The organism is Bradyrhizobium sp. 63_E2_N1_3, assembly GCF_052076005.1.
In the GTDB taxonomy this organism is placed as follows: domain Bacteria; phylum Pseudomonadota; class Alphaproteobacteria; order Rhizobiales; family Xanthobacteraceae; genus Bradyrhizobium; species Bradyrhizobium barranii.
This window is the reverse complement of sequence record NZ_CP197235.1, coordinates 6,480,066-6,504,713: the sequence shown is the minus strand read 5'-3', so window position 1 is coordinate 6,504,713 and position 24,648 is coordinate 6,480,066. Positions and strand designations below refer to the sequence as shown.

Sequence of the window (24,648 nt, the reverse complement as noted above, 5' to 3'; positions counted from 1 at the left end):
GACGGGCGATCAATCCAGCAACTTGTCCAGCGTGATCGGGAAGCGCCGGATGCGCTTACCGGTGGCGTGATAGACTGCGTTCGCGATTGCCGCAGGCACGCCGACGATGCCGATTTCACCGATGCCCTTGACGCCCAGCTTGTTGATCCGGTCGTCGGGTTCGTCGACGAAGATGACGTCGATGTCGTGAACGTCGGCATTCACGGGAATGTGGTACTCGGCGATGTTCGCGTTCATGATCCGGCCGAAGCGGTGATCCATCACCGTCTCCTCGTGCAGTGCCATTCCGATGCCCCAGACCACGCCGCCCATGATCTGGCTGCGGCCGGTCTTGGTATTGAGGATCCGTCCGGCTGCGACCGCGCTCACGACGCGCGTGACGCGGATGACGCCTAGTTCTTCGTCAACCTTGACCTCGGCGAAGACCGCCGAATGGGTGTTGCGCGCGTGCGACTTGTCCTGCGCGAAATGATTGAGCTTCTGCTTCTCGATCCGCTCGAGCTTGCCGTGGCGCATCGCATCGGCGATCGAGACGGCACAAGCCTTGTCGCCGGCCTTGGCGATCGTGCCGTCGACAAGGATCACGTCGGGCGCATCGACGCCGCCGAGGGGCGAGGCGGGCATCGCCTTGGCGAGCCGTGCGAGCTCCTGGCGAATGTCTTCGGCCGCGCCCAGCACGGCGTGCGCGGCCGACGCCGCCATCCAGGAACCGCCTTCGACAGGGGCCTGCGGCAAGGTCGAGTCGGCAAGCTTCACGTCGATATTCTCGATCGGCAGCCCGAGGGCGTCGGCGGCCACCTGTGCCACGATGGTGTAGGTGCCGGTGCCGATATCGGAGGCGGCGCAGGATACTTCGGCATGGCCGTTCGACGTCAGCACGATGCGGACGGCGGCCGGCATCTGAAGCGCCTCCCACACCCCCGTCGCCATGCCCCAGCCGACCAGCTCCTTGCCGTCGCGCGTGGAGCGCGGCGCAGGATTGCGCCGGCCCCAGCCGAACGCTTCCGCGCCGCGGGCGTAGCATTCGCGCAGCTGCTTGCTGGTGTAGGGCAGGTCTTCGCTCTGGTCGCGGTCCGAATAGCACTTCAATCGCAGCTCGATCGGATCGAGCTTGAGCGCGACGGCCAATTCGTCCATGGCGCATTCGAGCGCGCAGACGCCGGAGGCGGCGCCGGGTGCGCGCATGTCGCAGGGTGTGGAGAGGTCGAGATCGACGAGCTTGTGGGAGAAGAGGCTGTTCGGGCTCTTGTACAGCTGTTCCGCCCAGCCGGTGTCATTGCGCGAAAAATCCTCGTAGCGCGAAGTCACGGCAGTGGCCTCGTGCGTGACGGCATCGAGCGTGCCGTCGGGCCTTGCGCCGAGCGCGACACGCTCAATGGTCATCGGCCGGTAGCCGAGCCCGTACATCTGCTGCCGTGTCAGCACGACACGGACGGATCGCTTGAGTTCGAGCGCGGCAAGCGTCGCCAGCACCACCTGGTATTGCGGCCGCAATCCGGAGCCGAAGGCACCGCCGACATAGGGCGAGACCACGCGGAGATCATCGTGCCTCTTGTTGAACACACTGCATAGATATTTGTGGACGTTCTGGACACCTTGCGTCTTGTCATAGACGGTAAGCCTGCCGCTGCCGTCGCGGACCACCGTGGTCGCATAGAGCTCCATCGGGTTATGGTGCTCGGTCGGCAGGACATAATCCGCCTGGTGCCGCACAGCGGCCCCAGCCAGCGCCGCGGCGGCGTCGCCGCGCGGCCTGTGCGGCCGATCCACTTTGCCGGCTTTGCCATGTTCGGATTCGAGATCGGTTGCAAATGCCTCCCGGTCGTATTCAACGCGCACGCGGGTCGCAGCGAATTTAGCGGTTTCCCAGTCATCCGCCACGACGAGCGCGATGGGCTGGCCGTTGAACCAGATCCTGTCGTCATAGAGCGGGCGGAAGGGCGAGCCTTTCTCCGGCGCCACCTCGTCCTTCCAGGCATCGTCATTGTCGGCGAGGGGCGGACGATGCGCATGCGTGAGCACGTCGACCACGCCCTTCACTTGCAGCGCGTCGCTGGCGTCGAGGCGAGCGATACGTCCGCGCGGAATCGTGGCCTCGACAACGAAGCCATGGAGGAGGCCGTCTGCCGGGAATTCGCCGGCATATTTGGCGGCTCCGGTGACCTTGGCGCGGCCATCGACGCGGGACGTTGGCGTTCCGACATAGGCGTTCATCGGTCCCTCACGCGATTTTCTTGTGAGCCTGTGATTGTGGCGTGGCGCTCGCGGCCTGTATCAGCGTACGCACGATGGCGCGGCGTGCGAGCTCGATCTTGAAGCGGTTATGTGCGCGGGCCGTTGCCCCGTGCAGCAGCAGATCGGCCGCGCGCGAGAAGTGGTCCGGCGTCGCTGCCTGGCCGCGCAACGCCGCTTCGACCTCAAGGCTGCGCCAGGGCTTGTGAGCCACGCCGCCGAGCGCCAGGCGGGCTTCGCTGATCGCGTTGCCATCCAGTTCGAGCGCGGCCGCGACCGAGACCAAAGCAAAAGCATAGGACAGCCGGTCGCGGATTTTCAGATAGCTGTAGTTACGGGCAAAGCCATGCTTGGGAAGTTCGACGGCCGCGATGATCTCGCCGGTGCCGAGATTTGTGTCGACATGGGGCTTGTCCTCCGGGAGCCGATGGAAATCGGTCAATGCGATTGTGCGCCGGCCGGAGGGACCTGCGATGTGCACGAGCGCACCGAGCGCGGCAAGTGCTACGCTCATGTCGGACGGGTTGGTCGCGATGCAGGACGCGCTCGTACCGAGGATTGCGTGGTTGCGGTTGAGGCCGTCGATTGCCGAGCAGCCGCTGCCGGGCTCTCGCTTGTTGCAGGGCGTCGCCGTGTCATAAAAGTAGGCGCAGCGCGTGCGCTGCATCAGGTTGCCGCCAACGGAGGCCATATTGCGCAATTGAGCGGAAGCGCCGGCGAGGATGGCGGCGGCGAGCAGGGGATAACGCTGCTCGACAAGCGGATGGTAAGCGAGGTCTGAATTCGGTACCAAGGCGCCGATGCGCAGGCCTCCGTCGGCCGTCTCCTCGATGTCGCGGAGCGGCAGGCGGGAGATGTCGATCAGTCGGGAGGGCCGCTCGACATTTTCTTTCATCAGGTCGATCAGATTGGTGCCGCCGGCAATCAGCTTGGCGCCGGGATCGGCGGCCAGCAAGCGGATCGCATCGGCGATGTCGGTGGCGCGGGAATATTGGAAGTTGTTCATGGCCGGCCCATTGCCTGCTGGATCGCAGCGACGATGTTCGGATAGGCGCCGCAACGGCAGAGATTTCCGCTCATCAGCTCTCTGATCTCGTCGGCATCCCGGGCGCGGCCTTCGGCCAGAAGGCCCGCGGCCGAGCAAATCTGTCCCGGCGTGCAATAGCCGCACTGAAAGGCGTCGTGGTCGATGAACGCCTGCTGCACAGGATGAAGCGTTCCGTCCTTGGCAAGGCCTTCGATCGTCGTGATCTCGGCGCCGTCCTTCATGACGGCGAGCGTCAGGCAGGAATTGACGCGCCGACCGTCAACCAGCACGGTGCAGGCGCCGCATTGGCCGTGATCGCAGCCTTTCTTGGTGCCGGTCAGCGCAAGATGGTCACGCAGGGCATCCAGAAGCGTGGTCCAGGGCACGAGATCGAGCGTGTGGCCGACGCCATTGACGACGATATGAACTGGAATGCGTTCGGGAATCTCGTGCGTGACATCGCTCATGTCCTGCTCCCTGCGACGGCGACCGAGCCGAGACGTCAGCCGAACTGACGCGGAGGCACCGTCGCCTCCGCTTGCCAATGGCGTCCAACTTACAACCGGCCGCTTGGTTCCCTGCCGGGAATTATGGCGCCCGCGACACAGTGTCAGCGCTTGGCTTCGCCGAAAACCACCGTCGGCACCGCGCGGTTGACGATCTCGCGCAGCGCGAAGCTCGATTGGACCCGCGCCACGCGCGGCAGGCGCGACAACTCGGTACGGTGGATGCGCTCGAAATCCTGGATGTCGCGGGCGAGCACGATCAGGATGTAGTCGTCGGTGCCGGACATCAGAAAGCAGCGCACGACGGACGGGCATTTCACCACCTCGGCCTCGAACGCCTTCAGTGCCTCGTCGCTCTGGCTCTCCAGCGCAATGCGGACCAGCACCGTCGTGGTGAGGCCGAATTGCGCGAGATCGAGCGCAGCCTGGTAGGCCTGGATGTAGCCGTCGTCCTCCAGCGCCTTCTGCCGCCGCGCCAGCGCCGTGCTTGATAGCCCGACCTTCGTGGCGAGCTCGGTGTGGCTGGCCCGCGCATTGGTGGTGAGTTCCGCGAGGATGGCGAGATCTTTCCGGTCGAGGGCCAAGGTTTCGTTTCCAGCGTGAAAGGGCGTTTGCACGCCGGAAACCGGCGCGGGGAGGTCGAAGCTAGCGGATATTTGCACGAAACCAAACTGGCCCGATCGCTACGATGACGGGGTGAATCAGGACGTTGGAAGGAGCCCAAAATGCGCGTCGGTGTGCCCAAGGAGATCAAGGTGCAGGAATATCGCGTCGGGCTCACCCCGGGCGCCGTACGCGAATATGTCGCGGCTGGGCACCAGGTGACGGTCGAGACCGGCGCCGGCAGCGGCATCGGCGCTTCCGACGAGGTGTACCAGCGGGCAGGGGCCGCGATTGCCGAGAGCGCCCGCGACATCTTCGCCAGCTCCGACATGATCGTGAAGGTGAAGGAGCCGCAGAAAAGCGAATGGGCCCAGCTCCGCGAGAGCCAGATCCTTTTTACCTACCTCCATCTTGCGCCGGATCCCGAACAGGCCAAGGGCCTGCTCGCTTCCGGTTGCACTGCGGTCGCCTATGAGACCGTCACCGACGCGGCCGGTCACCTCCCCCTGCTTGCGCCGATGAGCGAAGTCGCCGGCCGCCTCGCCGTCGAAGCCGCCGGCGCCGCGCTCAAGCGATCGGTCGGCGGCCGCGGGGTGCTGCTCGGCGGTGTGCCCGGCGTGCAGCCGGCGCGCGTCGTCGTGCTCGGCGGCGGCGTGGTGGGAACGCAGGCGGCGCGCATGGCGGCGGGCCTCGGTGCGGAAGTCACTGTGATCGACCGCTCGATTCCCCGTCTACGCGAGCTGGACGATGTGTTTCTCGGGCGGGTGCGCACCCGCTTCTCGACCATCGAAGCGGTCGAGGACGAGGTGTTCGCCGCCGACGTCGTGATCGGGGCGGTGCTGGTGCCGGGCGCCAGCGCACCAAAGCTCGTCACGCGCGCGATGCTCAAGTCGATGCGGCCGGGCGCCGTGCTGGTCGACGTCGCGATCGACCAGGGCGGCTGCTTCGAGACATCGCATCCGACCACGCACGCCGATCCGACCTATCAGGTCGACGGCATCGTGCATTATTGCGTCGCCAACATGCCGGGCGCGGTGCCGGTGACGTCGAGCCAGGGGCTGAACAACGCAACGCTGCCATTCGGCCTGATGCTCGCCAACAAGGGCTTTGCCGCGGTCCTGGAAAATCCGCATTTGCGCAACGGACTGAACGTGCATCGTGGCCGCATAACCAACAAGGCGGTTGCCGAGAGCCTCGGGCTGGAATTTGCTCCGGTCGAGAGCGGCCTCGCCGCGTAACGGCTACACTGATTTGCGGTGGCGGCTGCCGAGCGCGGCCTCGATCGTTTCCGGACGCTCGATCCGTTCGATCGGCATGTCGATGCGATCACCGCCCCAGAACAGCTCGCCGTTGAACACCATGGTCGGCACGCCGAACACGCCGAGTGCTTCGGCCTCGTCGATGATGCGGTCGTGCTCGGCGCGGGCAGGGCCGTTGACGTAGGCTTCGAACTCGGGCGCCTTGCCACCGCAAGATTTGATGACGTCCGTGATTGCGGCGAGATCGTCGATCTCCAGCTCATGGCTCCAGAATTTGCGGAACACCGTGTCGTGATAAGGGCGGAAGAAGCCGTGCCGCTGTACGAACAGCATTCCAACGCTGGAATAGAAGGCGTCGTAGATGCGACGCGGCCCCTTCATGACGAGCCCTTGCGCATTGGCATAGCGCCGCGCGTCCATATAGGCGTAACGCACCTTGCGCCAGAAATGCGGCGTGCGCTCCTCGACCGTCCCCATGAATTCGGCGACGCGCAGCGTATAGGGCAGCCATTCGAGCTCGACGCCGTGCGCCTCCTCGAGCGAAAATAGCCGCTTGTTGGCCACGAACGCGTAAGGGCTCTTGTAGTCGGTGTAGACGCGGACAATTGGCCTGGGCATTGGCGGCTTCCTCTTTCTTCCTTCTCCCCTTGTGGGAGAAGGTGGCGCGAAGCGCCGGATGAGGGGTATCTATCCACTCGCGCTACCGTTCGTGGGGATAGAACCCCTCACCCGGCTTCGCTTCGCGAAGCCACCCTCTCCCACAAGGGGCGAGGGTGCAGTGCCGTCGTGGCGCAATCAACGCCTCAATGCCTCAACCTCTTACCCCTTCGTCAGCCGATACTGCCCCAGATCCGGATCATGCGTCATGCGCCAGTAGTCCACGAACCGCCAGGGCATCGCCGAAAACACGCGGCCGCTCGAATTGCGATAATAGGTGCTCATGCCAGGATGGGTCCAGATCATCGCCTCGTGCTCGGCATCGACCTTGCGGACGTAGTCGTCGAGCACGTCGGGACGGACGTCGATGGCGGCGACGTCTTGCTCGATCATGTCGGCGAGGCAGGCGGAGATATAGCGGCTCTGGCATTCTGACTGGAAGATGACGCTGCCGCCATGGGCGGGGCCGGAGTTTGGGCCGAGCATGCAGAAGAAGTTCGGAAAGTCCGGGACGGTGAGGCCGAGGAACGCCGTCGGGTTGTCGTTGGCCCAGGCCTCGCGCAGATCCTTGCCGCCGCGGCCGCTGATGTTGAGGCGCGCCGCCATCTCCGTGACCTTGAAGCCGGTGGCGACCACGACGATGTCGGCGGGGCGGTGCTCGCCGTCTGCGGTGACGATGCCGTCGCGATCGAAATGATCGATCGTGTCGGTGACGAGCTCGACATTGTCCCGCGTGAGCGTCCTGAACCAGTTGTTGTCGAGCAGGATGCGCTTGCCATAGGGCGGATAGGTCGGCACGCATTTGGCGATCAGGTCGGGCCGATCCTTCAGCTCGGTGAGGATGAAATCGGTCAGCTCCTGGCGATGCCGGTCGTTGCCCTTGTTGACGGCGCGCTCCGGATGCGGCCAGGCCGGGTCCTTGCGCAGGAACGGCAACAGGCCGTCGCCATAGCGCCAGAACATGTTGAAGCGGTACCACTGCACATAGAACGGCAGATGCGCGAGCAGCCAGCGCGCGCCGTCGCTGATCGGATCGGAATAGCCCTTAACGGGCCGCGCCCATTGCGCGCTACGCTGATAGACTGTGACGGAGGCGACGCGGCCGGCGATTGACGGCACCAGCTGCATCGATGTCGCGCCGGTGCCGATCACGGCAACATGCTTGCCGTCGAGGTCGATATCGCCTGACCACAGCGCCGAATGCAGGATCGTTCCCTTGAAACTGTCTTCGCCCTTGAAATGCGCGCGCGAGGGATCGTTGAGCTGGCCGATAGCCGAGACCAGCGCGGTGGATTCAAAAATCTCTTCGCCGCTCTTCGTCTTCAGCGTTGAGATCCAGCGTCGCTTGCCTTCGTCCCAGCGCGACGCTGTCAGCTCGGTATTGACCCGCAGATGCTCGCGGATGCCGTATTCCTCGGCGACCTTCAGCAGATAGGCAAGCAGCTCCTCGCGCTGGCAGAAATAGCGCGTCCATGCATTGCCCGAGCCGAACGAGTAGGAATAGGAATGGTTCGGCGTATCGACGCCGCAGCCGGGATAGCGGTTGATCCACCAGGTGCCGCCGAGCTCGTCGTTCTTCTCGACGATGGTGTAGGGGATGCCGAGATGGCCGAGTGCCACGCCGAGCGCGATGGCGCAGACGCCGGCGCCGACGATCAGGACGTGCTGGCCGGCAAGCTTCTCGTCGGAAGGGCGCTGCGTCCACTGCGGCTCGCGCGCCACAAACCCCATCTCCTCGCGCATCAGGGGCGCATACTCCGGCGCGACGTTCTCGCCGAGGCAGGCGCGCATCATCTTCAAGAGCAGCGCTTCGCCGGGGTCGGTGATGACAAGTTTTGGCGTGCCGTCGGCAAACAGCCTGACCACCGCGGCGCGGATCTCGTCCTGGACCTCCCGGGGCACGCCGGCTTCCGGATCGGGAATGAGGCGGATGTCGCGCTTGGGCAAATACGGCGGCTCGAGCCAGCGCTCATCGCCGGTCATGTGCACCAGCACCATCAGCAGGCAGCGGATATCGCCTTCGGCGATCGCGGAGACGAGATCGAGCGGCTTTTGTGGAGATGCGATGTTCATGGCGTGTCCTGATCTCCGGATGCACTGAAGAGGCCGCGCGTCATCAGCTTGCGATAGGCGGAGATGACGTGGTCGGGCACGGCGGTGACGCCGCCTGCCGAATAGGAGTAACGGCGGCTGAGATAGCCGCGCGCGCCCATCAGCATGTGGACGATCGCCTCGAATTCCTCGTCGCTGTAATTCTCGATCGCACCTGCCGCTCGTGCGCGGCGCAAGATGCGGACATAGGCGACCGAGATGTTGTCGAGATGTTTCTGGTAGCCGATGGGCGCGAAGAATTCGGCCTCGTTGAGGATGCGCAGGAACTCCGGCACCTCGCGGATAAAGTCGAAGAAGGCGGAGAAGCGGGCGATCTCCTGCCGCGCGGCATCGGCGGTGCCGGTGCGGGCGCGAATGAATTCCACCATGTCGAGGCCGATCTTCGGCAGGAGCTGGTCGAGCAGCTCCTGCCGGTTCTCGAAATGATTGTAGAAGGTGCCTTGCGCGACGCCGGCTTCTTCCGTGATGCGGGCGACGGAGGCTTCGGCATAGCCATGCTTGCCGACGACCTTGGTCGCGGCGTCAAAGATCTTCTGCTTGGTCCAGGCGTTGCGCTCGACGCGGTTGAGCTTTGTGACCTTGGCATTCGCTTGCGTCATTCAGAGGTCTCCAGCTCGGCGCGCAGCACGCGCTTGAGGATCTTTCCGCTCGGATTACGCGGCAGGCTGTTGCGGATGACGAGCTGCTTCGGCACCTTGAAGCTCGCCAGGCGCGCGCGGCAGTGCTCGGCGAGGGCAGGGAGTTCAAGGCTCGCGCCTTCGGCCAGCACGACGATCGCGACCGGCCGCTCGCCCCAGCGCGCATCGCGCAGCCCGATCACCGCGACTTCGCGCACCTCGGGCAAATCGTAGATCACGCGCTCGACCTCGGAGGAAGCGATGTTCTCGCCGCCCGAGATGATCATGTCCTTCTTGCGGTCGGTCAGGTACAGGAAGCCTTCTTCGTCGAGATAGCCGACATCGCCGCTGCGGAACCAGTCGCCGAAGAAGGCCGCCGCCGTCTTCTCCGGATCCTTCCAATAGCCGCGCGTGATTTTCGGTCCGCGCAGGCAGATCTCGCCATTGACGTTCGGCGGCAGCGTCTTGCCGTCCTCGTCACGGATCTCGATCTCGACGTGGGCGATGGCGCGCCCGGTTGAACCGATCTTCTCGATCTCGCGGCCGGCTTCCATGAAGGTGTCGCCGCCGACGGTCTCGGTGAGGCCATAGGCATCGATGTAGCGCGCATTGCGGAAGAACTCGGAGAAGGCGCGGATGCGGAGCTCCGGCGTCTTCTCGCCGCCGCCGATCACCCATCTCAGGCTGGAGACGTCGTGGCGATCGCGGGTGGGGCAGGTGAGCATCGCGGTGGTCATCACGGGCGCGAACCATGCCGCGTTGAGCTTGTCCTCCGCGATTGCCGCAAGCGCGGTCTCCGGCTCGAAATTGCGTTCGACGCGGATGAAGCCGCCATGCCAGAGCACGGCGATGCCGGGCAGGTCGAGCGCGCCGACGTGATAGAGCGGGCCGACAACGAGCAGTCGCGTCTCGGCACCGATGCCGAGCGCGATCGTCTGGTCGGCGGACTTCCAGTAAAAATTATCGTAAGTGAGCATCACGCCTTTGGGGCGGTCGGTCGTACCCGAGGTGTACATCAACCGCATCAGGTCGGACGGTGCGCGGACGTGCATCGGCGCGGGCACGGCCTCGCCCGCGAGGTGCGTGATGCTTTGCTGCGCAACTTCGTTCAGCACGACAACCTTCGCGCCCGCTGCATTCGCGGCGAGTTCCTCATCGACGATCAACAACCGCGCGCCGGCATTGCCCGCGATGTAGCCGACCTCGTCGCGCGACAGTCGAAAATTGATCGGCAAGAACACCGCGCCGAGATGACTGGTGGCGAAGACGAGCTCCAGGAACGCCGCGCTGTTCTTCATCAGCACGGCCACGACGTCGCCCGCGCCGATGCCCTGCGCGGCGAGCCAGCCGGCCGCTTGCCGGATGCGCGCATCGAAATCGGCGTAGGAGATCTCCTCGCCGCGATATTTCAGCGCGGGCCGGTCCGGCGTGCGCCGGGCATGAAAGGTGATGAAGCTCGAAAGATTGATCATTTTGCGGGTTTTGGGCCGATTACCGGCCTCGTTTCCTCCTTTGATGAATTATGACTCGTAATTCATCTTTGGCTTGACGTCACCCCCCTGCCTCTGAAATTGTTGGGAACACGGAGACGAGACGATCTCCGGCAAGGGACCAGGAAACGCCGACCCGAAAGAGGGAGGGGAAAATGACGAGAACCCGCATGCCGGGCATCAGCCGCCGTTCAACGCTGGCGCTGATGGGCGCCGGTGCGATGAGTGTTGCCGCACCGTGGGTGGCGCGCGCGCAAGCCAAGACCATCAAGATCGGCATGCCGACGATTCTGTCGGGCCGCGTCGCGCAGCTCGGCACGTCGTCGCGCAATGCGGTGATGCTCGAGGTCGACAAGGTCAACGCCGCCGGCGGACTTGCCGGCCGCCAGATCGAGATGGTGATCCGTGACTCCAAGGGCCAGCCGCAGGAAGCCGCGCGCGTCGCGCGCGAGCTCGTCAACACCGATGGTTGCGAGTGGTTGATCGACGGCGAGGCGTCGTCCGGATCGTTTGCGGTTCACGAAGTCGCGCGCGATCTCGGTGTGCTCTGCGTCCACACCTGTTCGGAGGCGTCCTCGCTCACGGCCGATCCGAAGCAGCACATCCCGAACGCGTTCCGTTGCGTCCGCCAGGGCATCCACGATTCCATCGTCGGCGGCAGCTATGCCGCCTCGATCGCGAAAGCCAAGGGCCTGAAGAAATGGGCGACCTGCTCGCCGGATTATGCCTATGGCCGCGACACGACCGGCGAGTTCACGCTGTACCTGAAGCGTTTTGCGCCCGACGTCGAAATCATCAGCGAGTCCTGGCCTAAGCTGTTCCAGCCCGACTACACCGAAGTGGTAACCAAGATCCTCCAGGCCAAGCCGCATGCGCTGTATTCCTGCCTCTGGGGCGGCGATCTCACCTCCTATATCGACCAGGCCAACATCTACGCGATGTTCGGCCAGATGGAGGTCTTCGCGGTCAACATGGCCGACTACACCGCGCTTACCGTGGTGAAGAACCTGCCGAAAGGCATCCACTCCGGCAACCGCTACATCAAGACCTTCCCGACCACGCCGGAGAATGCGGCCTGGGGCGATGCCTACAAGGCGAAGTACAACGAATATCCGACCAACTGGTCGTGGCAGAACGCGACGGCCGTGATGTTCCTCGCTGAGGCCGCGAAGAAAGCCAACTCCACCGACGGCAAGAAGATCGCGGAGGTGCTGAAGGGCCTCACCATCAAGTGCCCGTTCGGCGCCGACGGCACCGTGACGATGCGCGGCGACGACCACACGCTGGTCGGCTACGCCATCGGCTGGGGCACCACGATCCCGCAGGAGCCCTACGTGCCCGAGGTCAAGGCCGGCGACTGGAAGACCATCTTCGAGCTCGAGGCCGAGTGGAAGAAGAGCAAGGGCTACACCTGATGTGACGCGCGGCGGGGACGGGCGACCGTCTCCGCCGTTTTGATTTGGCTCTCCGCGCCAAGTTCGGCGCGTCGCAATGAAAGTGCTCCCGTGGATCTCGACGCGCTCGCCGGCTGCCTCTCCAGTTCCGCCTGCCTGGTGACGCAAACCACCAGCGGCCTCATCATCGGCATGCTCCTGTTCCTGGTTGCAGTCGGGCTGACGCTGATCTTCGGCGTGCTCAAGGTCGTCAATTTCAGCCACGGCGCCTTCTACATGTTCGGCGCCTATTTCGCGATGACGGCCTATCAGCTCACCGGGAGCTTCGCGCTGGCGATGTTCGCGGGCGCGGCCGGGACCGCGATTCTTGGTCTGATCTTCGAGCGCGTCTTCATGAGCCGCGTCTATGGCGCCGACGTGCTGATGCAGCTGCTCGTCTGCTACGCCTTCGTGCTCATCTTCGACGATGTCGTGCGCATCATCTGGGGGCCGGAATTCAAGTCGATGGGCATGCCCGCGGCGTTCCAGGTGATGCCGCTGTTCATCGCCGGCGGCGTGGTGCCGCCTTACTACCTGCTGCTGATCGGCGTCGCGCTCGTTGTGGCGATCGTGCTCGGCATCGGATTGTCGCGCAGCCGGATCGGCAAGGTGATCCGGGCGGCGGCACATAATCCCGGCATGGTCTCGGCGCTCGGCATCAACACCGGTCTGATCTATGGGGGCGTGTTCGCGCTCGGCGGCATGCTGGCGGGCCTTGCCGGCGCGCTCGCGGCGCCCGTTCGTTCGCTCACCCCCGGCATGGGATTTTCGGTGCTGATCGAATCCTTCATCGTCACCGTGATCGGCGGCATGGGCTCGATCCTAGGCGCTCTGATCGGCGCGCTGTTGCTCGGGCTTATCAGGTCCTTCGGCTCGCTCGGCTTTCCCCTATTCACGGAAGGCCTGATGTACCTGTTCATGGTGATCGTGCTGGTCTCCAAGCCCACCGGCCTGTTCGGCAAGGAGGCGGCATGACCGAGCTCGAGGCCGGACGTGCCGAAACGCTGGCGCCGGTGCGCAGCGGTGCGGCACTGCAACGCTATCGCGACGTCCTGATCGCGCTCGTCGCCTTTGCCGTGCTGGCGAGCCTGCCGCTGTTCACGGGCAGCAAGGCGCTGCTCGATTTCGTCATCCGCTGCTCCGCCTATGGCCTGTTCGCGACCTCGCTGAACCTGCTGGTCGGCTACACCGGCCTGACTTCGTTCGGCCACGGCATGTTCTTCGGCCTTGGCGCCTACAGTTTTGGCCTGATCATGCAGAAGCTGGGCGTGCCGATTCCCGTGGCCTTCGTCGCGACGCTGGCGATCACGGCGGTAATCGCCGCCGTCATCGGCGCGATCTGCGTGCGGCTGAAGGATATCTATTTCGCCTTCGTCACGCTCGCGTTTCAGATGCTGATCCACTCGACCATCCTGTCCTGGGCCTCCTTCACCGGCGGCGACCAGGGCCTGCGTGGCGGCATTCCGCGCCCCACATTCCTCGGCATCAATCTTGCGAATCACATTCATCTCTATGTCGCGAGCTGCGCGCTTCTCATCCTCGGCCTGCTCGCGATGCGCCAGATCGCGCAATCGCCGTTCGGTTACACGTTGCGCATGATCCGCGACAATGCCGCGCGCGCAAGCTTCCTCGGCATCGACGTCTGGCGGGCCAAGCTGACTGTCTTCGTGCTGGCGGCATTGTTTGCGTCGATGGGGGGCATGGTGATGGCGCTGTTCGTCTCCGGTGCCTATCCGGAATTCGCCTATTGGACGATCTCGGGCGAGGGCATCTTCATCAACATGCTCGGCGGCGTCTCGACCTTCCTGGGGCCGATGGTCGGCACCGTGCTGCTGCTTCTGCTCAACGACACCGTCACGCGCTTCACCGAGTACCACGGCATCGTGCTCGGCGTGGTCATCCTGTTCTTCGCGCTGGGCCTGCGCAAAGGCCTGCTGGATTTCGTCGCCGACTGGTTCGCGCACCGGCGTGATGCGGGCGAGGGGCGCTAGCGATGCTCGAGATCCGCAACCTCGCAAAATCCTTCGGCGGCGTGAAGGCGACCAACGACGTCACGCTGGACTTCCCCGACGGTTCGCTCACGGCGGTGATCGGACCGAACGGCGCAGGCAAGAGCACGTTCTTCAACCTGATCACCGGCGCCTTGAGGCCGGATTCCGGCCAGGTGCTGCTCGACGGCGTCGATCTCGCCGGCCGCTCGCCGCCGGAGATCGTGCGTCACGGCATCGGCCGCGCCTTCCAGGTCGCGAGCATCTTCAAATCGCTGACGGTGCAGGAGACCATGCTTGCCGCAGTCAGCGCCGACCAGCGCTCGTCCGCGGTGCTGCACAAGCGCTTTCCTTTGCCCGAGACGCGCGACCGCGCCGAGCATGTGATGGAGCTGCTGGGCTTGGCGAGCAAGCGCAACCGTACCGCCGCGACGCTGTCGCATGGCGACCAGAAGCTGCTCGACATTGCGCTCGCTCTGGTGCTCGAGCCAAAGGTTCTGCTGCTGGACGAGCCAACTGCCGGCATGGGCCCGGAAGAGCGCTGGCGCATGATCGACAAGGTGCGCGAGCTCTGGGAGACGCAGAAAATCACCGTCGTCTTCATCGAGCACGACATGGACATCGTGTTCAAGATCGCCCCAAAGATCGTCGTGCTCTGCTACGGCCGCATCCTGGCAACCGGAACGCCTGACGAAATCCGAAGCAACAGCGCCGTGATCGAGGCCTATCTCGGCACCGAACATGCGGGGGCCACCGCATGAGCGCGACCATTATCGAAGTCGCCGATCTCGACGTCTACTACGGCACGAGCCAGATCCTGTTCGGCGTCGGCCTCTCGGTGCGGCAGGGCGAGACCATGGCGCTGCTCGGGCGCAACGGCGCGGGTAAATCGACGACCATGAAAGCGATCATGGGGCTGGCGCCGCCGCGGCGGGGCAGGATCAGCCTGCGCGGCGCGGTGATCTCGGGCCAGAAGCCGCACCATATCGCGCGCGCCGGTCTCGGCTTCGTGCCGGAGGATCGCCAGATCTTTCCGGAGCACACGGTCGAGGACAATCTCGTCATCGGTCGCAAGAAGGGGCCGGAAGGCCAGGACGAGTGGCCGATCAAGCGCATCTACGACGTCTTCCCGCTGCTGGAGCCGCTGCGCCATCGCATTGCTGGACGTCTCTCGGGCGGGGAGCAGCAGATGCTCGCCATCGCGCGCACGCTGATGGGCAACCCGGCGCTGTTGCTGCTCGATGAGCCGAGCGAGGGCCTCGCGCCGATCATCGTGCAGCGGATCGGCGAGCTGTTGCGGCAGCTCCGCCAGCTCGGATCGACCGTCCTGATCGCCGAGCAGAACATGCATTTCTGCCTGGGGCTGGCGAGCCACGCCACTGTCATCGACAAGGGCCAGATCGTCTATGCTGCCGGGATCGACGAGCTGAAGGCCAACGACGCGATCCGTCGCCGTTATCTGGCGCTGTAACCGGGTTCCGGACCGCCAAACCGGCCCAAAGAAGAAAACTGTTGTCTCGGGTTCGTCAGACGGAAGGAGTTTCCCCGTCGACGGCCAAAAACGCCAATCGCTTCCATTGCCGTTTGGGGCCGAAACGACGACATTCCATTCAGAATTTGATGGATTGACGGTCATGGAACGCACCGGATTTGAGCCCTTCGGCGAGCAGCTGGTGTCCGCAACGGACACGCAGCCGCGATCGCGCGCGTCAAAGCTCCTGCTGCGGGCCGGCACCACGGTGTTCTGGTCGCTGGTCGCGGGCATCGTGCTCGCGCGTGCGGCCTTCTTCGAGCCGGGCGTCTATGACAGCTTCAGCCGCGTCGCCTCGCTCGCCAAAAGCCTGATCTTCTGAGCCGATTATTCCGGGCTGAGCATAGAACTTCGCTCGGCCCTGATATGCCGAAAACTTATTCCCCAATCGGACGGCACTGCGTATAAATATTTCTCCTCTGGGAGAGATTTGTGTCGCAGAATCAAGCATCCAACCCGGCCGACGCCAAGCCAACCACTGTCGTGAGCCGTATCGCGGCGCTGATTCCGGGAATCCTCCTGTGCATCGCCGTGGCCGGTATCTCGGCTTTGCTCGAACGGGCCGAGCTGGGTGTCTTCGAGCACCCCTATGTCGAAGCGCTGGTGATGGCGATCCTGCTCGGGATGGCGCTGCGCAGCTTCTGGAAACCGGCGCCGCGCTGGCAGGCCGGTATCGCCTTCAGCGCCAAACAGCTGCTCGAAGTTGCGGTCATGCTGCTGGGGGCCTCGATCAGCTTCGCCGCCATCGCGGCTTCCGGCGTGGCGCTGCTGGCATCGATCGCCGCGGTCGTTGTGATCGCGCTCTGCGTCTCCTTCGGCCTCAGTCGCATGCTGGGGCTGTCGACGCGGCTCTCGATCCTGATCGCCTGCGGCAATTCCATCTGCGGCAATTCCGCGATCGCCGCCGTGGCGCCGATCATCGGCGCCAACAACGACGAGATCGCGTCCTCGATTTCCTTTACGGCGATCCTTGGCGTGATGATGGTGCTGGGTCTGCCGCTGCTGATTCCGCTGCTGCAATTGTCGGCCACGCAATATGGCATCCTCGCAGGCCTGACCGTCTATGCGGTGCCGCAGGTGCTTGCGGCAACGGTCCCGGCCGGGCTCGTCTCGACGCAGATCGGCACGCTCGTGAAGCTGATGCGCGTGTTGATGCTCGGGCCCGTCGTCGTCGGTCTCTCCCTGGTCGCCTCGCGCTGGCAGACCGGCGCCAAGAAATCCAATGTCGGCTTCTTCCGCCTGGTCCCCTGGTTCATCCTCGGCTTCCTTGCGCTGGCGACCCTGCGCTCGCTGGAGATCGTGCCGGGCACAGTGGTCGGGCCGGTGACGAAGATCACGAGCTTCCTGACCGTGGTCTCGATGGCGGCGCTCGGCCTCGGCGTCGACGTGAAGGTGCTGGCGAATGTCGGGGGCCGGGTGACGGCCGCCGTGACACTGTCGCTGATGCTGCTGCTCGGCATCAGCATCGCGCTGGTGCACTGGTTCAAGTAAGGGGGGCGCAGCGGCTGCGAACTCCTCTTCCTTCTCCCCTTGTGGGAGAAGGTGGCGCGAAGCGCCGGATGAGGGGTTCTATCCGCGAGTCCGAACTGAGAGGGGAGTTTGCCGAAGCAGACCCCTCATCCGCCTTGCCTTCGGCAAGACACCTTCTCCCACAAGGGGAGAAGGGAAGTAAGAGCGCAATCGTCGAGATGGGGCGCTAGATCACATCCGCCAGCGAATGCCCATGCAGCTCGATGTTCAGCCCCTGCATGCCCATGTCGCTGATCTCGCCGCCCATCGCCTTCAGGCTCTCCTCACGGATCAGCGACATCAGCCCGCGGCGGAGCGCCAAAAACTCCGACGACATCATCATCGACTGCTGCCGCGGCCGCTCCAGGGGGATCGGGATTTCCGCCTTGATCGAGCCGGGGCGGGCGGTCATGCAATAGACGCGGTCGGAGAGGAAGATGGCCTCATCGATGTCGTGGGTGACGAACAGCACCGAGATCTTCAGCCGTTGCCACATGTTGGTGAGGATCTGCTGCATGATCACGCGCGTCTGCGCGTCTAGTGCGCCGAACGGCTCGTCGAGCAGCAGCACCTTCGGGCCCGTGGCGAGCGCGCGGACGATGCCGACGCGCTGCTTCATGCCGCCGGAGAGTTTTTCCGGATAATGTTTTTCGAACGCCTCGAGCCCCGCGAGCCCGAGCAGCGTGCGCGCCGCGCGCTCGCGCTGGGAGCGCGGCATGCCGCGCATCTTCAGGCCGAACTCGACGTTTTCCCGCACCGTCTTCCACGGAAACAGCGAATATTGCTGAAACACCATGCCGCGCTCGGCGCTGGGGCCGTTGACCCGCTCGCCGTCGACCGTGACTACACCGGTGGTCGGCTTGAGAAAGCCGGCGACCGCATTGAGCAGCGTCGACTTTCCACAGCCGGAGGGCCCGACGATCGAGACGAACTCGCCGGGCCTCACATGAATCTGCGTGTCGGTGACGGCCTGCACAGGTCCCTCGATGCTCTCATAGCTGAGGGAGAAATTCCTGACCTCGATATGGCCCTGCGGTGCTTTGGTCAGGATTTCGTTCATTTTAGCCTCCACGGCATCACCAACTGCCCGGCGCCCCTGATAAGCAGGCTCGATCCAAGGCCAAGCACGCCGATCGCGATCATGCCGAGCGCGATGTCGGCATATTGGACAAGGGAATAGGCCTCCCAGGTGAAGTAGCCGATGCCGTATTGACCCGAGATCATCTCGGCGGCGATCAGCGACACCCAGGCCACGCCCATACCGACGGTGAGGCCGGTGAAGATGTGCGGCATCGAAGCCGGAAAATACACCTCGCGGAAGATCGACCGTTCTCGCGCGCCGAGACATTGCGCGGCGCGCACCAGCACGGGATCGACCAGCGACATGCCATGCAGCGTGTTGACCAGGATCGGGAAGAACGCACCGAGGAAGGTGATGAAGACGATGCTCTGCTCGTTGGTCGGCCAAAGCATGATCGCCATCGGCACCCAGGCGATTGCCGGGATCGGCCGCAGCACCTCGGCCACCGGGAAGATGATTTCGTGCACCAGCTTGAAGCGGCCCATGATCAGGCCGAGCGGCACGCCGACCACCGCCGCGAGCGAGAAGCCGAACAAGATGCGCCGGCAGCTCAAGAGGATGTGCAGCAGGAATTTGGGATCGTGGATCGCCTTGGTGAAGCTGGCATAGACCGCGAGCGGCGAGGGCACGTTGGTGAAGCGCACGAAGAACACAACACGATAGGTCGTGAGCAGGTGCCACACCAGCAGGAAGGCGAGCAGCGATATGATGCCGATCGCCGTCGCGCGTAGTCCCGCTCGATTGAGCCGGTACCAGCGCAGCGCAAGCGTGCCGAAGGAAGGCGGTGTCGCGGGCGGGAAGGGGGCGGGCACGGGGCCCGCCTCGGCGATTGCGGTTGCTGCCGGCATGCTGTCCTCGGGATGTCTGGCGAGGGCGGGACTGCTCACGTCTTGCCTCCGCCGACCGCAGCCTTCACCGCGTCGTCGAAGCCGAGCACCTTGCCATTGATCTTGGCGGCATAGGCTTCGGCGTCCTTCTTCAGCAGGAACGGCGCGACCTCGCCGTTGCCGACCGCGAAGAAGGCCTGGTCGGCGAACAGCTTGATGCCGCGCGTGGTGTCGAAGACGTAGGCGACGTTGATCTTCTTGCCCTTGGCCTTGTAGTCGGCATAGGCCCCTAACGTGCACGCTGCGGACGCAAACGGCAGGATGCCGGCTTCGTCGACCCAGACCTCGCCGGCCTTGCGCGGGTCGGTGATCGGCTTCTTGCAGAAGGAATCTTCGCCCGCGATCTCGTAATTCCTGGTGCTCGCAAGCTGGGTGTCATAGTCGAGCTTCATCTCGGCATAGGCCTTGCGGATATAGGAATCGTCGACCCACTTCTTCGGATCGAACTCCTTCATGCGGCCGAGATTCTGCAAAACCTTGACGTCGGTCGCGGCCGCGTCGATCAGCGCCGGCTTCACCGTGGGATCGGTGGTCATGTTGCCGCTGGGACCGAGGAAGATATAGACGACTTCCTTGTTGATGCCGGTCCACTCCTGGATCTTTTCGGCCGCGAGCTTCGGATCGTCGCGCAGCCACTGGTTGGCGGCGATCAGCGCCTTGAAGTAGGCAACGACGACCTCGGGGTATTTCTCGGCGAAATCGGTGCGGACCACGATGCCGTGGAAGGTCGGCAGGTTGGTCTCAACGCCGTCAAAGATTTTTCGCGCAAAGCCGCGGAACGGCAACAGCTCGGCGAAGGGGACGAAGTCGGCATGCGCGTCGATCTTCTTCTCCTGGAGATTGGTCGAGCCGACCTCCGGGCTCTGGCTGACGAGCTGGAAGAAATCGGAGGCGTAACCGCGGTCCTGCATCGCCTTCAGCACCATGCCGTGCGCGGCCGAGCCGAACGGCACGCTGACGAGCTTGCCCTTGAGATCGGCGAGATCGTAATAGGGCGAGTCCTTGTGGACGACGAGCCCGTTGCCGGAGCCGGACAGGCTGTAGGCGGCCACGCCGATCAGGCGGCTCTTGCTCTCCGGATTGCTCTCGAAGGTGAAGCCGTTCACGATCAGCGGATAGTCGCCCATCATGCCGATCTGGAGCTTGTTCGCCATCATCGCGTTGGTGACGGGCGGGCCTGAGGTGAAATTCTGCCACTCCAGCTCGAACTTGATGTTGGCGTATTTGCCGTCCTTCGGCAGATATTTCTCGAGGAGATGCAACTGCCGGATGACGACGCCGGCGGTCACCGTGTTGGTCGTGGTGTCCTGCGTTCCAATGCCGAGAGTGACGGTTTCCGCCAAGGCCGGCTGCGCAAGGAGTAGCGCCAGCGAGGTCACCGACATCGCGATCGAGAGCGTGGGAAGATGGCGGACCATTCTCATCCTCATTCGGTTGGATGTGCTGTGGTTGCCATGATTGGGTGAGGCCGCGGGCAGGGCAAATCCGGAGTGACCGTCGCAGTCGATTAGTTGCCGGGAAAAGCTGATTGCATACTCCTTGAGCAGTCCTGCACTATAAAGCCGCTTGCCTGTGCATCGACCCTAGTCGCCGCTCTGGCCGCGCATCTCCTCGAGAGCGTCGGCCCGGCACACCACGATCTGCGAGCGCTTGGTGACGACGATTCCCTTCTCCTGCATCCGTTTCAGGCTGATCGTGACCCATTGCCTGGTAGCACCGACCATGTGGGCGATGTCGGCATGGGTGAAGGCCGCCGCGATCACCCGGCCGTCGGCATCCTCGACGCCGTAGAGCTCGACCAGATGCAGCAGAAGATGCGCGAGGCGCTGGGTGATCGAGCGCGTTCCCAGCATCTGCGCCAGTGCCGAATAGCATTTGCCCTTGAAGGTGAGGCCTTCAATGAGGCCGATGGCGAGGTTCGGGATCTCCACGGCAAGGGACCGCAGCTCCTTTCCGGGCAGGTGCACGACGCTGCAATTGCTGGATGCGACGCCGGACCATTGATGCACGGTGCCCTCGAACACTTCGGGCCCCCCGACGAAATTGCCGACATGCCAATAGGCCAGCGTGATCTCGCGTCCGAGCGGCGAAGTGTAGAACACGCGGATGCGGCCGCTCTCGATCAGCCAGATGCCGTCATGCTTGCCGCCCTGGCTGAACAGCGTCTGGCCGCGGTTGAGCACCTTTCGCCGGCCCTGCTTCAGCACCAGCTCCCGCTCGCGTGGCGTGAGCTTGTCCATCAGCGGTGGCGGTCCGCCGATCCATTGCTGGTTCTCGGTCAGCAGCAGCGAGGAGCCGCCGGCAGGCCGAACCGTTGCGGGAACCGCCCCGCGAACCACATTGGTCGCCTGCAACATAAGCCGCCTCCGGAACGTTCAAATCGTTCTAAAGAGGAGCAATGTCCGTGCCAGCTTTACTCCGCTGTCGTCGCCCGGCTTGACCGGGCGACCCAGTATTCCAGAGGCAGCAATGGGTTACGGATAGGCCGCGGCGTACTGGATTCCCCGCTTTCGCGGGGAATGACAACGGAGCAAGGGGAACGGTCGAGGCCCTACCGCCCCGCCAAGCTCAGCAGATACGGCTTCGGGTAAATCCCCCTGTTATGCCCATCCGAAAACGAGATGTTCAGCCCGTAGCCGAGATCGCCGATCTCGGTGATGGCGATGCCGGCAAAGCGTTCGGGGAAGCGATCGTCGAAGCGGGCGCGAGTGCAGTGAGCGCATTTGCAGGAGAGACGGAGCTGCTCGGCGGTGATTCCGACCACGTCGTCCTGCGTGGTGCGCACGACGAGCGTCGCGAGATCGGCGCTCGCTTCGTAGTCGGCCACCGTCGGTGCCACCAAGGTCATGGTCATGACGAACCTCCAGCTTCTTTCTATGTCGACGCGGGCGAGCGTGAATAGCAACTAATTGCCGGCGCGGATGCGTGGCAGGGGCCGTCGTCTGCCTCCTCTTCAGTCATCACCTGCGAAATGTGAAACTAATCGACCGGGAATTTCACTTCCGAATTGCCGGACTCTGCTCTCTCCGAAACCTTGTGCGCCAACGACGGCTGAGGAGAGAGCATGAGCGCATTTCAGAAGGAAACGGTTTTGTCGGTCCGGCACTGGACCGATAGCCTGTTCAGCTTCACGGCGACGCGCGATCCGGGCTTCCGTTTCCTGAACGGCCAGTTCGCGATGATCGGGCTGGAAGTCGAGGGCAAGCCGTTGATGCGCGCCTACAGCATGGCGAGCGCCAATCACGAGGAGGCGCTCGAATTCTTCTCGATCAAGGTGCAGGACGGTCCGCTGACCTCGCGTCTCCAGAAGATCCGGGAGGGCGACATCATCCTGGTCGGCCGCAAGGCGACGGGCACGCTGATCACCGGCAACCTCATCCCGGGAAAGCGCCTGCTGCTGCTCTCGACCGGCACGGGCCTCGCGCCCTTCGCCAGCCTGATCAAGGACCCCGACGTCTACGAAAATTACGAGACCATCGTGCTCGCCCATGGCTGCCGCCAGGTTTCGGAACTCGCTTATGGCGAGCACCTCGTCAACGGCCTGCGCAATCACGAGTTCTTCGGGCCCCTGATCCGCGACAAGCTCGTCTACTACCCGACCGTGACCCGCGAACCGTTCAAAAACCGCGGCCGCATCACCGACCTGATCGCCTCCAATCAGCTGTTCGACGACATCGGCCAGTCCGGTCTCGATATCGAGACCGACCGCATCATGCTGTGCGGCAGCCCGGCGATGCTCGAGGAACTCCCCGCGATGTTTGCCGCGCGCGGCTTTGTCGAGGGTAACCACAGCCAGCCCGGCCATTTCGTCATCGAAAAGGCTTTTGTCGAGCGCTGAGGCGCAAATCGCGGCCCGGCGACAACTAATTGCTATCGCCGGAACGTCCCCTGAACAAATCTGATGCAAAGGCGCCGGACCTGCCGGCGAACCAGGAGCAAGCGATGGCACTAGATGAGATCGTCGACGGACTTTCGGAGGTTTCCTGCGATGTGCTGGTGATCGGCGGCGGCACGGCCGGCCCGATGGCGGCGCTGAAGGCGAAGCTGAAGAACCCGAAGGCCAATGTCGTCCTGCTCGAAAAGGCCAACGTCAAGCGCTCCGGCGCGATCTCGATGGGCATGGACGGGCTCAACAACGCCGTCATCCCCGGCTACGCGACGCCGGAGCAGTACACCAAGGAAATCACCATCGCCAACGACGGCATCGTCGACCAGAAGGCGGTCTATAAATATGCGCAAAACTGCTACAAGATCATCGAAGAGCTCGACAGTTTCGGCATCCGCTTCCTCAAGAACGAGAACGGCGACTACGCGGTCAAGAAGGTGCACCACATCGGCACCTATGTCCTGCCGATGCCGAACGGCGAGACCGTGAAGAAGGCGCTCTACCGCCAGCTCCGCCGCGCCCGCATCCTGATCTCCAACCGCTACATGGCGACGCGGCTGCTGAAATCCGCCGACGGCCGCATCGCCGGCGCGATAAGCGTCAACACCCGCACCGCCGAAATCCTGGTGATCAAGGCCAAGGCCGTGATCCTCTGTATGGGCGCCGCCGGCCGCCTCGGTCTGCCGACCTCCGGCTACATGTTCGGCACCTACGAGAACGCCGCCAATTCCGGCGACGGCTATGCCATGGCCTATCACGCCGGTGCAGCGCTGGCGAACCTCGAATGTTACCAGATCAATCCGCTGATCAAGGATTATAACGGCCCGGCCTGTGCTTATGTCGCCGGTCCGTTTGGTGCCTTCACCGCCAACAACGAGGGATCGCGCTTCATTGAATGCGACTACTGGTCCGGCCAGATGATGCTGGAGTTCTACAACGAGCTGCTGTCAGGCAAGGGCCCGGTGTTCCTCCAGCTCAAGCATCTCCATCCCGACACCATCTCGGAGATCGAATCCACGCTGCACAAGGTCGAGCGTCCCACGCGCGGCCTGTTCCAGCAGGGGCGCGGGGTCGATTACCGCAGCGAGTCGATCGAGATGCACATCTCCGAGATCGGCTTCTGCTCCGGCCACAGCGCCTCCGGCGTGTTCGTGGACGACAACGCCCGCACGACGGTGCCCGGCCTTTACGCCGCCGGCGACATGGCGAGCGTCCCGCACAATTACATGCTCGGCGCCTTCACCAACGGTTCGGTTGCCGGCATCGATGCCATGGAGTTCGCCGACAACCACGACTTCGCGGAATTCGACGCGGCCGATGTCGCCAGGGAGCGCGACCGCGTGCTGGCGCCAACGAGGCGCGAGGACGGCATTCCGCCGAACCAGGTCGAGTACAAGACCCGCCGCCTCGTCAATGACTATCTCCAGCCGCCGAAGGTCACCTGCAAATACGAGCTCGGCATGCGCCGCCTCGCCGAGACGCGGGAGGACATGCAGGAACGCATGATCGCGCGCAATGCGCACGAGCTGCTTCGTGCGCTCGAAGTGCAGTCGATCATGGACTGCGCCGACATGGCGGTGCATGCCTCGCTCTACCGCGAGGAAAGCCGCTGGGGCCTCTATCACTGGCGCACGGATTTCCCGGAGAAGGACAACGAGAACTGGTTCTGCCACACGCTGCTCTCGAAGCAAAACGGCAAGATGACCAGCGAGAAGCGCGCCGTGGAGCCCTATGTCGTCCCGATCGCCGACGACGAGAAGGACCTCTACGACAAGCAGCGCATCCGCGCCTCCGCCTGATCCACCGCAACATCGCAACAGGAGACATAAA

The 24,648-nt window shown here is 64.0% G+C and carries 23 protein-coding genes; 10 read left to right on the top strand and 13 right to left on the bottom strand.

Annotated elements, in window-relative coordinates:
• Positions 1-9 precede the first annotated feature (9 nt).
• From AB7531_RS31055 to AB7531_RS31040, 4 genes are all read right to left on the bottom strand, one after another.
• The gene (locus AB7531_RS31055; protein WP_063984505.1) at positions 10-2,214 is read right to left on the bottom strand and encodes a xanthine dehydrogenase family protein molybdopterin-binding subunit; all 2,205 of its coding nucleotides are present in this window, start codon (positions 2,212-2,214) and stop codon (positions 10-12) included.
• Positions 2,215-2,221: 7 nt separating this feature from the next.
• The gene (locus AB7531_RS31050) at positions 2,222-3,238 is read right to left on the bottom strand and encodes an FAD binding domain-containing protein (protein ID WP_231144477.1); all 1,017 of its coding nucleotides are present in this window, start codon (positions 3,236-3,238) and stop codon (positions 2,222-2,224) included.
• Entirely contained in the window at positions 3,235-3,726 is a 492-nt protein-coding gene (locus tag AB7531_RS31045) for a (2Fe-2S)-binding protein (RefSeq protein WP_063984503.1), read from the bottom strand. The genes AB7531_RS31050 and AB7531_RS31045 overlap by 4 nt, the downstream gene beginning before the upstream one ends.
• A gap of 143 nt (positions 3,727-3,869) precedes the next feature.
• Positions 3,870-4,349 (bottom strand): Lrp/AsnC family transcriptional regulator, encoded by a 480-nt coding sequence (locus AB7531_RS31040; protein WP_028150288.1) that lies wholly within the window; start codon positions 4,347-4,349, stop codon positions 3,870-3,872.
• Between the two features lie 141 nt (positions 4,350-4,490).
• On the opposite strand from AB7531_RS31040, the gene ald reads away from it, so the two are divergent.
• Complete coding sequence (gene ald / locus AB7531_RS31035) at positions 4,491-5,606, top strand: alanine dehydrogenase (RefSeq protein WP_063984502.1); 1,116 nt, start codon at positions 4,491-4,493, stop codon at positions 5,604-5,606.
• A 3-nt stretch (positions 5,607-5,609) separates the two neighbouring features.
• Here the strand turns inward: ald and AB7531_RS31030 are convergent, their stop codons facing one another.
• From AB7531_RS31030 to AB7531_RS31015, 4 genes are all read right to left on the bottom strand, one after another.
• Positions 5,610-6,245 carry a 2-hydroxychromene-2-carboxylate isomerase gene (locus tag AB7531_RS31030; protein WP_063984501.1) on the bottom strand — a complete coding sequence of 212 codons (636 nt, stop codon included), beginning with the start codon at positions 6,243-6,245 and terminating at the stop codon, positions 5,610-5,612.
• Positions 6,246-6,446: 201 nt separating this feature from the next.
• Positions 6,447-8,357 (bottom strand): flavin-containing monooxygenase, encoded by a 1,911-nt coding sequence (locus tag AB7531_RS31025; RefSeq protein ID WP_231144478.1) that lies wholly within the window; start codon positions 8,355-8,357, stop codon positions 6,447-6,449.
• Positions 8,354-8,995: a TetR/AcrR family transcriptional regulator gene (locus AB7531_RS31020; RefSeq protein WP_063984499.1), complete on the bottom strand. Its 642-nt coding sequence runs from the start codon at positions 8,993-8,995 to the stop codon at positions 8,354-8,356. Before AB7531_RS31020 ends, AB7531_RS31025 begins: the two co-directional genes overlap by 4 nt.
• Positions 8,992-10,485 (bottom strand): AMP-binding protein, encoded by a 1,494-nt coding sequence (locus AB7531_RS31015; protein WP_063984498.1) that lies wholly within the window; start codon positions 10,483-10,485, stop codon positions 8,992-8,994. Before AB7531_RS31015 ends, AB7531_RS31020 begins: the two co-directional genes overlap by 4 nt.
• Positions 10,486-10,658: 173 nt before the next feature.
• Between AB7531_RS31015 and AB7531_RS31010 the strand changes: the two genes are divergently transcribed.
• The 7 genes from AB7531_RS31010 (at position 10,659) to AB7531_RS30980 (ending at position 16,946) form a co-directional block, all read left to right on the top strand.
• Positions 10,659-11,918: an ABC transporter substrate-binding protein gene (locus AB7531_RS31010; protein ID WP_063984497.1), complete on the top strand. Its 1,260-nt coding sequence runs from the start codon at positions 10,659-10,661 to the stop codon at positions 11,916-11,918.
• A 90-nt stretch (positions 11,919-12,008) separates the two neighbouring features.
• The gene (locus tag AB7531_RS31005; protein ID WP_063984496.1) at positions 12,009-12,911 is read left to right on the top strand and encodes a branched-chain amino acid ABC transporter permease; all 903 of its coding nucleotides are present in this window, start codon (positions 12,009-12,011) and stop codon (positions 12,909-12,911) included.
• Positions 12,908-13,927 carry a branched-chain amino acid ABC transporter permease gene (locus AB7531_RS31000; RefSeq protein WP_063984495.1) on the top strand — a complete coding sequence of 340 codons (1,020 nt, stop codon included), beginning with the start codon at positions 12,908-12,910 and terminating at the stop codon, positions 13,925-13,927. The genes AB7531_RS31005 and AB7531_RS31000 overlap by 4 nt, the downstream gene beginning before the upstream one ends.
• Positions 13,928-13,929: 2 nt before the next feature.
• The gene (locus AB7531_RS30995; RefSeq protein WP_063984494.1) at positions 13,930-14,685 is read left to right on the top strand and encodes an ABC transporter ATP-binding protein; all 756 of its coding nucleotides are present in this window, start codon (positions 13,930-13,932) and stop codon (positions 14,683-14,685) included.
• Entirely contained in the window at positions 14,682-15,395 is a 714-nt protein-coding gene (locus AB7531_RS30990; protein ID WP_063984493.1) for an ABC transporter ATP-binding protein, read from the top strand. The genes AB7531_RS30995 and AB7531_RS30990 overlap by 4 nt, the downstream gene beginning before the upstream one ends.
• A gap of 163 nt (positions 15,396-15,558) precedes the next feature.
• Positions 15,559-15,777: a hypothetical protein gene (locus tag AB7531_RS30985; protein WP_063984492.1), complete on the top strand. Its 219-nt coding sequence runs from the start codon at positions 15,559-15,561 to the stop codon at positions 15,775-15,777.
• A gap of 110 nt (positions 15,778-15,887) precedes the next feature.
• Positions 15,888-16,946, top strand: coding sequence for a YeiH family protein (locus AB7531_RS30980; RefSeq protein WP_038941923.1), 1,059 nt, complete (start codon positions 15,888-15,890; stop codon positions 16,944-16,946).
• A gap of 205 nt (positions 16,947-17,151) precedes the next feature.
• Here the strand turns inward: AB7531_RS30980 and AB7531_RS30975 are convergent, their stop codons facing one another.
• The 5 genes from AB7531_RS30975 to AB7531_RS30955 all read right to left on the bottom strand — a co-directional run bounded on the left by AB7531_RS30975 (position 17,152) and on the right by AB7531_RS30955 (position 21,780).
• Complete coding sequence (locus AB7531_RS30975; RefSeq protein ID WP_063984491.1) at positions 17,152-18,024, bottom strand: ABC transporter ATP-binding protein; 873 nt, start codon at positions 18,022-18,024, stop codon at positions 17,152-17,154.
• Positions 18,021-18,932: an ABC transporter permease gene (locus AB7531_RS30970; protein WP_187387763.1), complete on the bottom strand. Its 912-nt coding sequence runs from the start codon at positions 18,930-18,932 to the stop codon at positions 18,021-18,023. The genes AB7531_RS30975 and AB7531_RS30970 overlap by 4 nt, the downstream gene beginning before the upstream one ends.
• The gene (locus tag AB7531_RS30965; RefSeq protein WP_063984490.1) at positions 18,929-20,350 is read right to left on the bottom strand and encodes an ABC transporter substrate-binding protein; all 1,422 of its coding nucleotides are present in this window, start codon (positions 20,348-20,350) and stop codon (positions 18,929-18,931) included. The genes AB7531_RS30970 and AB7531_RS30965 overlap by 4 nt, the downstream gene beginning before the upstream one ends.
• Before the next feature lie 165 nt (positions 20,351-20,515).
• Positions 20,516-21,289 (bottom strand): Crp/Fnr family transcriptional regulator, encoded by a 774-nt coding sequence (locus AB7531_RS30960; protein ID WP_063984489.1) that lies wholly within the window; start codon positions 21,287-21,289, stop codon positions 20,516-20,518.
• Positions 21,290-21,483: 194 nt separating this feature from the next.
• The gene (locus tag AB7531_RS30955; RefSeq protein WP_063986540.1) at positions 21,484-21,780 is read right to left on the bottom strand and encodes a gamma-butyrobetaine hydroxylase-like domain-containing protein; all 297 of its coding nucleotides are present in this window, start codon (positions 21,778-21,780) and stop codon (positions 21,484-21,486) included.
• Positions 21,781-21,996: 216 nt separating this feature from the next.
• Here AB7531_RS30955 and AB7531_RS30950 point away from each other — a divergent pair, with 216 nt between their 5' ends.
• Both AB7531_RS30950 and AB7531_RS30945 read left to right on the top strand, forming a co-directional pair.
• Positions 21,997-22,770, top strand: a complete 774-nt coding sequence (locus AB7531_RS30950; RefSeq protein WP_063984488.1) for a ferredoxin--NADP reductase — start codon at positions 21,997-21,999, stop codon at positions 22,768-22,770.
• Between the two features lie 104 nt (positions 22,771-22,874).
• Positions 22,875-24,617 (top strand): fumarate reductase/succinate dehydrogenase flavoprotein subunit, encoded by a 1,743-nt coding sequence (locus AB7531_RS30945; RefSeq protein ID WP_063986539.1) that lies wholly within the window; start codon positions 22,875-22,877, stop codon positions 24,615-24,617.
• Positions 24,618-24,648 lie beyond the last annotated feature (31 nt).

Bases quoted from the DNA above. Each gene is read 5' to 3' on its own strand.
- AB7531_RS31055 (WP_063984505.1), bottom strand. From the start codon at position 2,214: ATGAACGCCTATGTCGGAACGCCAACGTCCCGCGTCGATGGCCGCGCC.
- AB7531_RS31050 (WP_231144477.1), bottom strand. From the start codon at position 3,238: ATGAACAACTTCCAATATTCCCGCGCCACCGACATCGCCGATGCGATC.
- AB7531_RS31045 (WP_063984503.1), bottom strand. From the start codon at position 3,726: ATGAGCGATGTCACGCACGAGATTCCCGAACGCATTCCAGTTCATATC.
- ald (WP_063984502.1), top strand. From the start codon at position 4,491: ATGCGCGTCGGTGTGCCCAAGGAGATCAAGGTGCAGGAATATCGCGTC.
- AB7531_RS31030 (WP_063984501.1), bottom strand. From the start codon at position 6,245: ATGCCCAGGCCAATTGTCCGCGTCTACACCGACTACAAGAGCCCTTAC.
- AB7531_RS31025 (WP_231144478.1), bottom strand. From the start codon at position 8,357: ATGAACATCGCATCTCCACAAAAGCCGCTCGATCTCGTCTCCGCGATC.
- AB7531_RS31020 (WP_063984499.1), bottom strand. From the start codon at position 8,995: ATGACGCAAGCGAATGCCAAGGTCACAAAGCTCAACCGCGTCGAGCGC.
- AB7531_RS31015 (WP_063984498.1), bottom strand. From the start codon at position 10,485: ATGATCAATCTTTCGAGCTTCATCACCTTTCATGCCCGGCGCACGCCG.
- AB7531_RS31010 (WP_063984497.1), top strand. From the start codon at position 10,659: ATGACGAGAACCCGCATGCCGGGCATCAGCCGCCGTTCAACGCTGGCG.
- AB7531_RS31000 (WP_063984495.1), top strand. From the start codon at position 12,908: ATGACCGAGCTCGAGGCCGGACGTGCCGAAACGCTGGCGCCGGTGCGC.
- AB7531_RS30995 (WP_063984494.1), top strand. From the start codon at position 13,930: ATGCTCGAGATCCGCAACCTCGCAAAATCCTTCGGCGGCGTGAAGGCG.
- AB7531_RS30990 (WP_063984493.1), top strand. From the start codon at position 14,682: ATGAGCGCGACCATTATCGAAGTCGCCGATCTCGACGTCTACTACGGC.
- AB7531_RS30985 (WP_063984492.1), top strand. From the start codon at position 15,559: ATGGAACGCACCGGATTTGAGCCCTTCGGCGAGCAGCTGGTGTCCGCA.
- AB7531_RS30975 (WP_063984491.1), bottom strand. From the start codon at position 18,024: ATGAACGAAATCCTGACCAAAGCACCGCAGGGCCATATCGAGGTCAGG.
- AB7531_RS30965 (WP_063984490.1), bottom strand. From the start codon at position 20,350: ATGGTCCGCCATCTTCCCACGCTCTCGATCGCGATGTCGGTGACCTCG.
- AB7531_RS30960 (WP_063984489.1), bottom strand. From the start codon at position 21,289: ATGTTGCAGGCGACCAATGTGGTTCGCGGGGCGGTTCCCGCAACGGTT.
- AB7531_RS30955 (WP_063986540.1), bottom strand. From the start codon at position 21,780: ATGACCTTGGTGGCACCGACGGTGGCCGACTACGAAGCGAGCGCCGAT.
- AB7531_RS30950 (WP_063984488.1), top strand. From the start codon at position 21,997: ATGAGCGCATTTCAGAAGGAAACGGTTTTGTCGGTCCGGCACTGGACC.
- AB7531_RS30945 (WP_063986539.1), top strand. From the start codon at position 22,875: ATGGCACTAGATGAGATCGTCGACGGACTTTCGGAGGTTTCCTGCGAT.